Source organism: Paenalcaligenes sp. Me131 (genome assembly GCF_050487225.1).
Lineage (GTDB): Bacteria > Pseudomonadota > Gammaproteobacteria > Burkholderiales > Burkholderiaceae_B > Paenalcaligenes.
The window spans coordinates 1,282,484-1,294,209 of record NZ_JBKQGY010000001.1; the positions used below are offsets into that span (position 1 = coordinate 1,282,484).

Annotated in this window: 13 protein-coding genes; 9 read left to right on the forward strand and 4 right to left on the reverse strand. The window is 50.3% G+C overall.

Translation table 11 applies throughout. The features are described from left to right. Positions 1–26: 26 nt before the first annotated feature. Genes purD through ACLPHM_RS06350 form a run of 7 tightly spaced genes read left to right on the forward strand, consistent with a single transcriptional unit; the run spans position 27 to position 5,854 of the window. A complete protein-coding gene (gene purD, locus ACLPHM_RS06320; protein WP_430220399.1) occupies positions 27–1,319 on the forward strand; it encodes a phosphoribosylamine--glycine ligase in 1,293 nt (430 codons plus the stop codon). A 20-nt stretch (positions 1,320–1,339) separates the two neighbouring features. Continuing rightward, complete coding sequence (gene hemF, locus ACLPHM_RS06325; RefSeq protein ID WP_430220400.1) at positions 1,340–2,257, forward strand: oxygen-dependent coproporphyrinogen oxidase; 918 nt, start codon at positions 1,340–1,342, stop codon at positions 2,255–2,257. Next, on the forward strand, positions 2,236–2,862 hold the full coding sequence (gene nadD, locus ACLPHM_RS06330; RefSeq protein WP_430220401.1) for a nicotinate (nicotinamide) nucleotide adenylyltransferase: 627 nt from the start codon (positions 2,236–2,238) through the stop codon (positions 2,860–2,862). Before hemF ends, nadD begins: the two co-directional genes overlap by 22 nt. Then, the gene (rsfS, locus tag ACLPHM_RS06335; protein WP_430220402.1) at positions 2,859–3,266 is read left to right on the forward strand and encodes a ribosome silencing factor; all 408 of its coding nucleotides are present in this window, start codon (positions 2,859–2,861) and stop codon (positions 3,264–3,266) included. The genes nadD and rsfS overlap by 4 nt, the downstream gene beginning before the upstream one ends. A gap of 48 nt (positions 3,267–3,314) precedes the next feature. Further along, positions 3,315–3,785, forward strand: coding sequence for a 23S rRNA (pseudouridine(1915)-N(3))-methyltransferase RlmH (rlmH, locus tag ACLPHM_RS06340; RefSeq protein ID WP_135865592.1), 471 nt, complete (start codon positions 3,315–3,317; stop codon positions 3,783–3,785). 9 nt (positions 3,786–3,794) lie between these two features. Continuing rightward, positions 3,795–5,234: a pyruvate kinase gene (gene pyk / locus ACLPHM_RS06345; RefSeq protein ID WP_430220403.1), complete on the forward strand. Its 1,440-nt coding sequence runs from the start codon at positions 3,795–3,797 to the stop codon at positions 5,232–5,234. 2 nt (positions 5,235–5,236) lie between these two features. Beyond that, positions 5,237–5,854, forward strand: coding sequence for a Maf family protein (locus tag ACLPHM_RS06350; RefSeq protein ID WP_430220404.1), 618 nt, complete (start codon positions 5,237–5,239; stop codon positions 5,852–5,854). A gap of 105 nt (positions 5,855–5,959) precedes the next feature. On the opposite strand, the gene ACLPHM_RS06355 is transcribed toward ACLPHM_RS06350, so the two are convergent. The 4 genes from ACLPHM_RS06355 to ACLPHM_RS06370 form a co-directional block, all read right to left on the reverse strand. Further along, positions 5,960–7,366, reverse strand: coding sequence for a YdgA family protein (locus tag ACLPHM_RS06355; RefSeq protein WP_430220405.1), 1,407 nt, complete (start codon positions 7,364–7,366; stop codon positions 5,960–5,962). A gap of 150 nt (positions 7,367–7,516) precedes the next feature. Further along, positions 7,517–8,890: a YdgA family protein gene (locus tag ACLPHM_RS06360; protein ID WP_430220406.1), complete on the reverse strand. Its 1,374-nt coding sequence runs from the start codon at positions 8,888–8,890 to the stop codon at positions 7,517–7,519. Between the two features lie 162 nt (positions 8,891–9,052). Next, entirely contained in the window at positions 9,053–10,024 is a 972-nt protein-coding gene (ispH, locus tag ACLPHM_RS06365; RefSeq protein WP_430220407.1) for a 4-hydroxy-3-methylbut-2-enyl diphosphate reductase, read from the reverse strand. After that, positions 10,021–10,497: an FKBP-type peptidyl-prolyl cis-trans isomerase gene (locus ACLPHM_RS06370; RefSeq protein ID WP_430220408.1), complete on the reverse strand. Its 477-nt coding sequence runs from the start codon at positions 10,495–10,497 to the stop codon at positions 10,021–10,023. Before ACLPHM_RS06370 ends, ispH begins: the two co-directional genes overlap by 4 nt. Before the next feature lie 54 nt (positions 10,498–10,551). On the opposite strand from ACLPHM_RS06370, the gene radC reads away from it, so the two are divergent. Both radC and ACLPHM_RS06380 read left to right on the forward strand, forming a co-directional pair. Continuing rightward, positions 10,552–11,229: a RadC family protein gene (radC, locus tag ACLPHM_RS06375; RefSeq protein ID WP_430220409.1), complete on the forward strand. Its 678-nt coding sequence runs from the start codon at positions 10,552–10,554 to the stop codon at positions 11,227–11,229. A 182-nt stretch (positions 11,230–11,411) separates the two neighbouring features. Further along, positions 11,412–11,675: a type B 50S ribosomal protein L31 gene (locus tag ACLPHM_RS06380; protein ID WP_430220410.1), complete on the forward strand. Its 264-nt coding sequence runs from the start codon at positions 11,412–11,414 to the stop codon at positions 11,673–11,675. Positions 11,676–11,726: the final 51 nt, after the last annotated feature.

Consider the following 11,726-nt stretch of genomic DNA (forward strand, 5'->3'; position numbering starts at 1 on the left):
TCTAGCCCCTTTTTCTTTGAAATCCTATGAAGTTACTCGTCATTGGCGGCGGGGGCCGTGAACATGCACTGGCCTGGCGCCTCGCCCAATCACAACGTGTCAGCACGGTGTTTGTTGCTCCTGGTAATGGCGGCACGGCAACTGCCGAACGTCTACAAAACGTACCTATTACCGATGTAGACCAATTGGTAGAGTTTGCCCAAAACGAAGACATTGCACTGGCCGTTGTTGGCCCTGAGGCCCCTCTGGCGGCTGGTGTAGTAGATGCTTTCCGTGCAGCAGGCCTAAAAATCTTTGGTGCAACCAAAGCGGCCGCTCAGCTAGAAAGCTCCAAAGACTACGCCAAAGCATTCATGGTGCGTCACCAGATTCCCACGGCTGAATACCAAACCTTTACCGACCTAGAAGCCGCTAAAGCGTACGTACGCGAAAAAGGCGCTCCTATTGTTGTGAAAGCCGACGGTTTGGCCGCAGGTAAAGGCGTTATCGTCGCCATGACCGAAGACGAAGCTCTGACAGCTATCGACGATATGTTGGGCGGTGGCATGTTTGGTAACGCCGGTGCGCGCGTGGTGGTAGAAGAGTTCCTCACCGGTGAAGAGGCTAGCTTCATCATTATGTGTGATGGCAAAAACGTGCTGCCATTGGCCACCAGCCAAGACCACAAACGTCTGAAAGACGGTGACGAAGGCCCGAACACTGGCGGTATGGGTGCGTACTCCCCTGCCCCTATCGTTTCACCCACCTTGCACAACCGCATCATGCGCGAAGTCATTTTGCCTTCCATTCAAGGTATGGCAAAAGACGGTATTCCTTACACAGGCTTCCTGTACGCAGGTCTGATGATTGGCGATGGCCCAGACAGCACTCGTACGCTGAAAGTCTTGGAATACAACTGCCGTTTGGGCGATCCTGAAGCGCAACCTATCATGATGCGTATCAAGAACGACTTTAGCGAAGTGCTGGAACAAGCTATTGCAGGTGACCTAGATACCGCCAATATTGATTGGGACCGTCGCACTGCGCTGGGCGTAGTCATGGCTGCTGCCAACTACCCAGAAAACCCACGCAAAGGTGATGTCATCCAACAATTGCCGGAAGACACCGACAACTGCATGGTATTCCACGCAGGCACTGAGCTGGTAGATGGCCAATTGCTGACATCGGGTGGCCGCGTATTGTGCGTAACCGCATTGGGTGACTCCATTCGTCGCGCTCAAGACAAAGCCTATGCTGCTGCCGCTCAAATCCAATTTGATGGCAAACAATTCCGCAGCGATATTGGCTGGCGAGCCATCCCTAGTACCGACGAGTCCTAAGCCGTAAAAGAGGATATTGCATGAACCATTCCGTCGCCGACGTCCGCGAATATTTCTTGGACCTACAACAGCGTATTGTTAAACACCTAGAACTTGCCGATGGTTGCAAGTTTCAAGCTGATCAGTGGGAACGTGAAGAAGGAGGCGGCGGTCTGTCGCGTTACTTGGAAGCCGGCAACCTGTTCGAGCGTGGTGCAGTGTTGTTTAGCCATGTCAAAGGTAAAACACTGCCTCCGTCCGCCACAGCACAGCGCCCTGAGCTGGCAGGCCGCCCATGGGAAGCCATGGGTGTGTCATTGGTTCTGCACCCTCACAACCCCTACGTCCCCACCACCCACATGAATGTGCGCTTGTTTATTGCCGAATCTAGGCATGAAAGCGAAGCAACCATTTTCTGGTTTGGTGGTGGTCTGGACCTCACTCCTTATTACGCTTTTGAAGAAGATGCCCGGCATTTTCACCAAAAGTGTGCCGATGCCTTAGCGCCATTTGGTGAGCAGAAATACCCCGCCTATAAAAAATGGTGTGATGAGTATTTCTACCTGAAGCACCGTGACGAAACCCGTGGCATTGGCGGTATTTTCTTTGACGACTTGAACGAAGAAGGCTTTGATCGCAGTTTTGAACTGGTCAAATCCGTAGGCGATCATTTCCTTAAAGCGTACATCCCCATTGTGGAACAACGCCGTCACCTCAGCTACGGTGAGCGCGAACGTGACTTCCAAGCATACCGACGTGGTCGTTATGTGGAATTCAATTTGGTATTTGACCGAGGCACCTTGTTTGGACTGCAATCCGGTGGTCGTACCGAATCCATTCTGCTCTCCATGCCTCCTATAGTGAAATGGCGTTACCAATGGGCACCTGAAGCTGACTCTCCAGAAGCCAAATTGGCCGATTTTCTGAAACCACGCGAATGGCTGAGCAACAACACATAGGATTACTCGGTGGCAGCTTTGATCCTGTACACCGAGCCCACATTGCTCTGGCAGAACGTGCTCTGACAGAGCTACAACTGGACTCGCTGCAGCTAATCCCTGCTGCCAATCCGTGGCAGCGAGCGCCGCTGGCGGCAACCCCTGAACAACGTGTACACATGCTAGAACTTGCCTGTGCACACAACCCAAAACTACACATCAACCGTAGTGAAATTAACCGCGGCGGTGCAACATATACGATTGACACCTTGCGACAGCTACTCAAAGGACCGGTATACTACTGGATATTGGGTGCTGATCAATTACAGAACTTCTGCAGCTGGAATCACTGGCAAGAAATTCTAGAGCATGTTGAGCTGGCTGTAGCCCAGCGCCCCGGGTCTTCTTACAACACACCAGCAGCCTTGGCTGCGGAACTGCAACAACAACACAAAACCCTGCATCAGCTGAACCTTCCTCCCATGGATATTTCGGCCAGTCACATTCGCCACATACTGGCACTACACCAAGATCCTACCGATTTACTGGATCCTGCCGTGGCTCATTACATACAGGCTGAGGGGCTTTATCGCCAAACGGCCAACTCAACAGATACTGATTTATGAAAGATTTAGAAAAACAGCAACGCGTTGTGATCGACGCTTTGGAAGATGTCAAAGCACAAGACATTCGTGTCTTTGACAGCACCCACCTAACAGGCTTGTTTGATCGTGTGATCATCGCCAGCGGTACCTCTAACCGTCAAACCCGTTCTATGGCTAGCCACATCATCGAAAAAGCCAAGAAAAATGGCATGGAAGTTCTGGCTCACGAGGGTGAGGACACCGGTGAATGGGTACTGATAGACTTGGGCGATATCGTGGTGCATTGTATGCAGCCTACTATTCGCCAGTACTACAACCTAGAAGAACTCTGGGGTGACAAACCTGTAGCCGTAACACTGCTACCAGAGTCCACCCGCCCAGTACTGCACGAACCCTTCCAGCACGATCAGTCCGACGAAGACTAATCCCTACCTTTGGAGCATCCCCAGCGGATGCTCCAGCCATATTCGCTCATGAAAATCCATGTTATTGCTGTAGGCACGCGTATGCCGGCCTGGGTAGAACAGGCTTGGGACGACTATGCGCGCCGCATGCCTGCCGACTACGCTGTCGTACTCAAAGAAATCAAACCCGAACCCCGCACCAGTGGCAAAACGCCTGCACAAATGATGCAAGCCGAAGCCAAACGCATACAAGCCGCTATCCCTGAACGGGCCTGGTGCATTGCGCTGGATGAACGCGGTAAAGACCTCACTACCGAACACCTCAAAACTCAACTGGAAACCTGGCGTGATAAGACAGGCGATATAGCGCTTATCATTGGTGGCCCAGATGGTTTGGACCCTAGCTTTAAGGCACAATGTCAGCAGCAGATACGCATCTCGTCGCTGACCTTACCGCACCCTATGGTGCGTATCTTGCTGGTAGAACAACTCTACCGAGCATGGTCTATGCTCACTGGTCATCCCTATCATCGCAGTTGAGGAGCGCTTGTGTCCAAACGTCGTACCAAAATTGTTGCCACCCTAGGGCCGGCTTCAGAGTCCGCCACCATTATTGAACAACTGATTCTGGCTGGCATGGATGTGGCCCGCCTGAATTTTTCACACGGCAGCGCTGACGACCATCGACGCAAAGCCAAACTGGTGCGCGAGATTGCGACACGACATCAACGCTATGTCGCCATTATGGGTGACCTGCAAGGCCCCAAAATTCGTATTGCCCGCTTTGCCAATACACGCGTAGAGCTAAAAAATGGCCAAGCCTTTGTGCTCTCTAATGATCACCCTGCCGATGCTGGTAATGAAAACATCGTAGGCATTGATTACCCGCCACTGGTTCAGGATTGCGCCCCCGGCGACGAATTACTGTTGGATGATGGCAGAATCATTCTGCAGGTAGATAAAGTAGAAAATAATGCCGTCTACACCACCGTAACAGCGGGCGGTGAGCTATCCAACCACAAAGGCATTAACCGACGTGGCGGTGGTATTTCAGCCCCTAGCCTCACCGACAAAGACCGTGCTGACATCCTGCTCGCCGCTGAGCTAGAGGTAGACTACATCGCAGTGTCTTTCCCTCGCTATGGTCGCGATATGCAACAAGCTCGCGAGCTTGTACAGCAAGCAGGCAGCAACGCATGGATCATTGCCAAGATTGAACGTGCCGAGGCTGTTGCCGATGACGAGGCCTTGGACGACATTATTTCTGCCAGTGATGGCGTGATGGTTGCCCGTGGCGACTTAGGCGTTGAAGTAGGCGATGCGCGCTTGGTAGGCATTCAAAAACGCATTATCCAACATGCTCGCACCCTGAATAAATTGGTCATTACTGCCACGCAGATGATGGAATCCATGGTGAGCAGCCCCATTCCAACACGAGCCGAAGTCTCTGACGTCGCGAATGCAGTGCTGGATCACACCGATGCGGTAATGCTGTCGGGTGAAAGCGCCGCCGGGAAGTACCCTGTAGAGGCCGTTGCCGCGATGGCACGCATTTGTGTGGGTGCTGAACAAGAACCCGTCAATAAGCGCTCACAGCACCGCTTATGGGAGCGTTTTGACCGCTGCGACGACACCATCGCACTCTCTGCTATGTACGCCGCTAACCACTTCCCTGGCATCAAGGCCATCATTAGCCTAAGCGAAAGCGGTAGAACACCTTTGATCATGTCGCGCATACGTTCCAGCGTGCCCATTTTTTGCTTCACCCGACACGTATCCACCCAAAACCGTGCCGCGCTATTCAGAGGTGTCTATAGCATGCCCTTTGATGCTGCTGCCCACGCGCCTGAAGCCGTCAATCAAGCAGCCATCAACTGCTTGCTAGAACACCATATTGTGCAATCAGGAGACTGGGTGATTTTGACGCAAGGCGATCTGTATCACCCGCAAGGTGGCACAAATGGCATGCAAATACTGCAAGTACACTAATCATGTATAAACTCGCACACCCTTTACTACTAGCCTCTGCCAGCCCTAGACGCCACGAGCTGCTGCAACAAGTAGGTATTGCACATAAAGTGGTTGATATACCCTCTCCCCCCGGTGAGGATGAGCCTCACTACGCCAACGAGTCTCCTCTAGACTATGTTTGTCGTACAGCTCAAGAAAAAGCACAACGCGCTACGGTGCACTTACACGCTCAACAGCTCATCGTTCCAGGCCAAGCTATTTTGTGCGCCGACACCACGGTAGAGCTGCAAGGCGATGTCTTAGGCAAACCAGACAGCCCTGAACACGCCGCCAGCATCCTGGCGCGCTTATCTGGGCAGACTCATCAGGTACATACAGCTGTTGTACTCGTTCACGGGCAATTAGAGTTTCGTAGCATCTCTACCAGCCACGTACGCTTTAAAGCCCTTTCTACCGATGAGATCCACGCCTACTGCGCCAGTGGTGACTGCATGGGCAAAGCAGGTGCTTATGGCATACAAGGTTTGGCTGCTACGTTTGTGGAGCATTTAGACGGCAGCTACAGTGGCGTGATGGGGTTGCCTTTGTACGAGACGGCCCAACTGTTGCAAGAGGCTGGCTTAGTTTCCTTTGATTAAGTCAATCGCTGACTCAACACAGCACACTCAACGTCATCAAGCCTAAAAAAGCCTGCTGGACTCTTTCCCTGCAGGTTTTTTTGTCTTCACAACCAACAACTAAGCTCACCACTTTGCCATGTTGGACTCTTTCAGCAGCGTAGAGAATGCGTCAAAGCTCATGGTTGTACCATTCAACACCACATTACCGTCTGCAGCGTTATATTGCAGCGCTATGGTGGCATTGGTTCTGTCGTACTGAATCAAGCCCAACTTAGCATATTGTTGAGCCCCTTTATCAAAGATTCTATCCACCATGGTACGCATCACCGCTTCGGTAGGTTTCACAATGGAACCAACCATGCGTCTGGACAATGAGGCATTCAACGACAAGTCTTTAATCATCGGCCACGGCGCTGTGTCATCTGCTATAGGCTGAAAAGCAACCGTGGCAGTGATCTCACTTTCACCCCCCGAGTTTTGCCAGGCCAGCGGACGAATGGAGACTTCAGGGTGGGTTTTCACCAAATCCTGCACATAACCTTTAAGCACTTCAGGATTATCTTTGAACTCTACTCTGGCTTGCTTCCATGCTCGCTCAGCGTGTATATCTACGTTTTTCAACTCAGCACCAAAGGTGATGCTGCCAAAGTCGTAACCATTCAGCAGCAGCGCCTCTAGGTCATAGTTCACCGCTGCATGGCTAATAAGCTGATCGCTCCACGTCCCTGACATTTGAAGAACCGTATTATCCATCACCACAGCAACACTTTCTGCTGGAGAGCTAAACTCAAAACGCCTGCTACCACTTTTATACTGCCCAGAAACCACGCCATCCTCATGCTCGGTGCGCGCCACCCTCAGATGAGCCCCCTCAAAGCGTAAATGCCTGACGGGCAAAGTCTCATTGATCGCGATGCTATCTATATCCAACGAGCCATCTACCGCACGAAAGTCTTTACTCACATCCAAATAAAGATGGGCCACAGAGGTTTCTAAGGTAGTGCCTTTGGCAGACACCACCTTCGCAGGTGCAACGGTTATGTGGCTTTTTACTGCGCCATTAAATCTTACTTGGCTGTCTGCCTTAACAGGTACCTCCCCATTCGCGGCCTGGTACAACTCAGTAGCCTCTGCTTCATTCATCACAATGATCTGGCTGTAGTTCAGCATCGGCGAGAACACACCTGCCGATAACGCCGCAATAGGAAATGGGCCATGGCTGTACTGTGCCGCGAAGCGTATTTCACTGTCGCGCTTTTCCGTGCTCACTTTTAACGCATAGACCGCTGATGATGAAAACACCCCGCGCTCATAACTTACTTCTTCCAGGCGTATAGATTCATTCTCATGGGTGATTTGTTGCGCCAGTTTCTCATTCACTGAGACCAAACGCTTTGCAATCATCGCTTCGGTCTTCGTACCTATATACCAACTTGCCCCCACATAGGCAGCGCCCAGCACAACTACCGAACCTAGGACTATTTTCTTTTTACTCATCATTCCCCCTAAGGCGATATATCTGTTTGTCATTATTAAGCCGTTGTCTTTTCACGCAAGGCCACACGCTGTCTGGCAGAACAGATCCTCGCTTACTAACCCCATCAACAGCAAACTATTTAACGCATAAAAAAACCTGCTGGAAAATTTCCCAGCAGGTTTTTTATCATCTGTACTACCAGCTTACATCAACAGATTGCCCAAGCCGGATTCCATCAACAGCATAAAGAACTCTTCAAAGCTCATTGTTTTGCCGTTCAACACCACGGTACCGTCAGCGGAGTTGTATTTCAGGTCCATTTTGGTGGTTTTACCGTCATAGCTCACCAAGCCCATGCCAGCATACTCTTTGGAACCTTCGTCAAACGCCATGTCGATCATGGAGCGCATGAAGCCTTCTTCGGAACCGAAAATGGCGCTAACCATGCTACGAGACAAAGAAGCATCAATAGTCAGGTTATTCACAGCAGCCAATGGGTCTTCTTCATCCAAGGCAGATTGTAAAGCAACCATAGCGTTAACTACGCTCTCGCCACCTGTGTTTTTCCAGGAAGCAGGTTTGATGCTGATTTCTGGTTTGCTTTCCAACAAGCGCAGCAAGTAAGTTTCAGCAACTTCTGGATTGTCATCCAACTCATCGCTTACTTCACCCAATTCTTGCAGTGTTTTGATATCGATGTTTTTCAGACCAAAACCGAAATCAAAACTACCGTAGTCGCCGCCATTGATCTGCAATTTGCTCAAACCGTAGTTCACAGTGGCTTCGTTCAGCATTGTGCCTGTTTGAACGCCTTCACCATCAAAGCTCAGGTTATCCAACACTACCACTACGTCTTCAGCCGCTGCACTGTACTCTGTGCGTTTCACTGTACCTTTATAGGTGCTAGAAACAACGTCTTCTTTATCAGTGCTAGCAGCCTCTAAAGTGATGTCGCTCAGCAGCATGCGTTCGCCTTTGCCGGCTTCGCTGATACCAACCCATGCCAAATCAGCAACGCTATCTGTGCTGACGTAGTTTTGGCCAATGTTCAAGTGCACATTTGCCAACGAAGTCTCTAGCAACACACCACGTTTGGACTCTACTTTGATAGGAGCAAAAACAAGGTGGCTTTTTACAGCACCGCTGAATTTCACTTGGCTGTCGGCTTTTACGGGCACTTCGCCATTAGCTACTTTGTACCATTCAGCACCGTCAGCTTCGTTCATCAAGATGGTCTGGCTGTAGCTCAGCATTGGTGAGAAAACACCAGAAGCCAGCGCTGCCATAGGGAATGGGCCGTGGCTGTATGTGTCAGCAAAGCGGAACTCGCCTTCTTTACCGTTCAGGCTTACTTTTAGAGCATACACAGCAGACGAGGAAAACACGCCACGCTCGTAGCTGATTTTCTCCATGCGCATGTAGTCGGAGCCAGCCACTTGTTGAGCCAGCTTGGCATTGCCTTTTTCTAGCTGTTCAGTAATGACCTGCTCTGTTTTGGAACCCACATACCAGCTAGAGCCTACGTATGCAGCCCCCAATACAACCACCGCACCTACGACTATTTTAGTTTTACTCATTGATCACCTTGATGGAGCAATAATTTAGATTAAAGATTCAAAACTGTATCATCATAACGAAATTCCAGTATAAACCCCGATGTTTTACGGTCATGATTTGAGTTATTTAACACTTTGAAACCATGACCCAATCAGAGCAACATCTTGAAACCTAAAATTTCGTTACTTGGTTTCGATTTTCCGGGACAACTCTCGAGGCAGGGGGAAAGAAATGGTTTCTTCCACACCATCTAAGGTACGCACCGAACGAGCACCTAGTTCTTGTAGGCGATCCAACACTTTAGCAACCAGTTCTTCAGGCGCCGACGCACCTGCTGTCACACCAATACGCTTACCGCCATCCAACCATTCAGGTTGAATCATGGCAGGGTCGTCCAACAAATAGGCACGCGCGCCTTTGCGTTCAGCCACTTCACGTAAACGGTTAGAGTTAGAGCTGTTCACACTACCCACCACCAACACCACATCACATTGCGGCGCCATGAACTTCACCGCATCTTGACGATTCTGTGTGGCATAGCAAATATCGCTTTTCTTGGGCTCTACAATATTCGGGAAGCGCTCACGCAAAGCCTGAGCCACCTGAGCAGCATCATCCACCGACAAGGTGGTTTGCGTCACAAAAGCCAAGTTATCAGGATTAGTGACTTCCAAGCCCTGCACATCCTCTACCGTTTCCACCAAGTACATGCCGCTATCTGCTTGGCCCAGTGTGCCCTCTACTTCGGGATGCCCCTTGTGACCGATCATGATGATCTCGCGGCCATCTTTACGCATGCGAGATACTTCCACGTGTACTTTGGTCACTAATGGACAGGTGGCATCAAATACTTTCAGTCCACGCTTCTCGGCTTCTTCGCGCACTTGCAGCGACACACCATGAGCCGAAAACACCACGATGGAACCGGCAGGCGCTTCGTCTAATTCAGCAATGAAAATCGCACCTTTATTACGCAGGTTTTCTACCACGTAGCGGTTATGCACAATTTCATGACGTACATAGATGGGACGGCCATGTAGTTCTAAGGCTCGCTCCACAATATCAATGGCTCTATCTACCCCAGCACAAAAGCCACGCGGCTGTGCCAAGACTATATCTAGTTCAGTCAGTGACTCGTGTTGTGTCGTAGTCATAACACTCCCAAAATCTTTGCATCCAGACGGATTTTCGCCCCCGCCAAGGGGTGATTGAAATCAAATAACGCAGCGTGTTCATCCAACTGCTTCAACACGCCAGAATAGCGCATGCCATTAACCGCCTTGAACTCGACCATATCGCCAGGTGCAAAGTGTTCGTCTTGCGCGACATTCTCGGCCAGCATTTCACGGCTAATCCACTGCAACAAGGCGGGATTACGTTCGCCATAAGCGTCTTCAGGTGCTAAATCAGCATGCAAGGTTGCGCCCTCAGGCTTACCTAGTAATACGGCCTCCAACCCTGCAGACCATTGCCCCACCCCCATCTGCAAGGTAGCTGGGTGGCCATCAAAAGTATTAGCAAACATGGTTCCCGCAGCGGGACCCGACATAATCTGAATGCAATAGTGCAGTGTCAGGTAAGAGTCCTCACGGACAATCACATCACTGGCATCGGTTTGAGCGTCCAAGGCCTGTCATCCTATCTGTAATTCAACAATCAACCTGCTATTTTAGTGCTACTCATGGCATCAAGCGTCAAATCCTTAAATAATTTACGGCCTAGAGAACGACTATTGCGTCACGGGGCCTCCACGCTCTCTGATGCAGAGTTGCTTGCCATTGTACTTCGCACTGGCTCTAGGCAGGGAGATGTGCTGCACTTGGCCCACGCGCTCTTGCAGCATTTTCACGGCTTCCAAGGGCTATTAGCCAGCACGGCTGAGCAATTACAGGCACTACACGGTATAGGCCAGGCAAAAAGCTGCGAAGTATTAGCAATCAGCGAAATCAACCGGCGCGCCTTACAAGAACACTTACAGCGCGGCCCCACCCTCAACCAACCTCAAACCGTCAAACAATACTGTATTGCTCGTATAGGCCATCACCCTATAGAGCATTGCCTGGCTCTCTATCTAGATAACCAACTACAACTGATTACCGCCGAAGAAATCGCTAAAGGCACAATCAACCAAGCCTCAGTCTACCCAAGAGAACTCGTACGTGCGGCGCTACAACACCATGCCTGCGCCATCATTTTGGCGCATAACCACCCATCGGGTATTAGCACCCCCAGCCAAGCGGATATCTCATTGACGCAACATTTAAAACAAGCGCTACAACTGGTAGATATCCAATTAGTGGATCACTTAATTATTACGCCTGGGTACGCCACTTCCATGGCTGAAAACCATTTGCTGTAACAAACCAACCATCACCGTAAAACAACATCCTGTATTTCTTAACAGGTATAAAATGCTTTTTTTCGTTGGCTGTGCTTTATTAAAAAAGCAGTCAATGCTAGAATTCTGTGATTATTTAGGGCACGTGGCAGATCATTTTATACATCTGTTGGCGATCCGTTTACGAAAAACAGGAAGGCATCATGAAAAAAGGCATCCACCCAGAATACCGCGACGTTGTATTCCTGGATCAACAAACAGGTAACAGCTTCATCTCTCGTTCTACTGTTAACACACGTGACACAGTTGAACGCGATGGCAAAACATACCCACTGTTTAAGTGTGACGTAACATCCGAGTCCCACCCATTCTACACAGGTGCTCAAACTCGTATCGTTGAAACAGGCCGCGTTGAACAGTTCCGCGCCCGTTTTGCTCGCACAGCTGGCACACGCAAAAGCAGCTAATTTGCTTTGCATGGGTAAAAAAGGCAGCCACGGCTGCCTTTTTTTATGTCC

Coding starts and splice junctions, on each gene's coding strand:
- rsfS (WP_430220402.1), top strand. CDS start 2,859: ATGAAAGATTTAGAAAAACAGCAACGCGTTGTGATCGACGCTTTGGAA.
- nadD (WP_430220401.1), top strand. CDS start 2,236: ATGGCTGAGCAACAACACATAGGATTACTCGGTGGCAGCTTTGATCCT.
- radC (WP_430220409.1), top strand. CDS start 10,552: ATGGCATCAAGCGTCAAATCCTTAAATAATTTACGGCCTAGAGAACGA.
- ACLPHM_RS06380 (WP_430220410.1), top strand. CDS start 11,412: ATGAAAAAAGGCATCCACCCAGAATACCGCGACGTTGTATTCCTGGAT.
- purD (WP_430220399.1), top strand. CDS start 27: ATGAAGTTACTCGTCATTGGCGGCGGGGGCCGTGAACATGCACTGGCC.
- ACLPHM_RS06355 (WP_430220405.1), bottom strand. CDS start 7,366: ATGACAAACAGATATATCGCCTTAGGGGGAATGATGAGTAAAAAGAAA.
- ACLPHM_RS06350 (WP_430220404.1), top strand. CDS start 5,237: ATGTATAAACTCGCACACCCTTTACTACTAGCCTCTGCCAGCCCTAGA.
- ispH (WP_430220407.1), bottom strand. CDS start 10,024: ATGACTACGACACAACACGAGTCACTGACTGAACTAGATATAGTCTTG.
- hemF (WP_430220400.1), top strand. CDS start 1,340: ATGAACCATTCCGTCGCCGACGTCCGCGAATATTTCTTGGACCTACAA.
- ACLPHM_RS06360 (WP_430220406.1), bottom strand. CDS start 8,890: ATGAGTAAAACTAAAATAGTCGTAGGTGCGGTGGTTGTATTGGGGGCT.
- rlmH (WP_135865592.1), top strand. CDS start 3,315: ATGAAAATCCATGTTATTGCTGTAGGCACGCGTATGCCGGCCTGGGTA.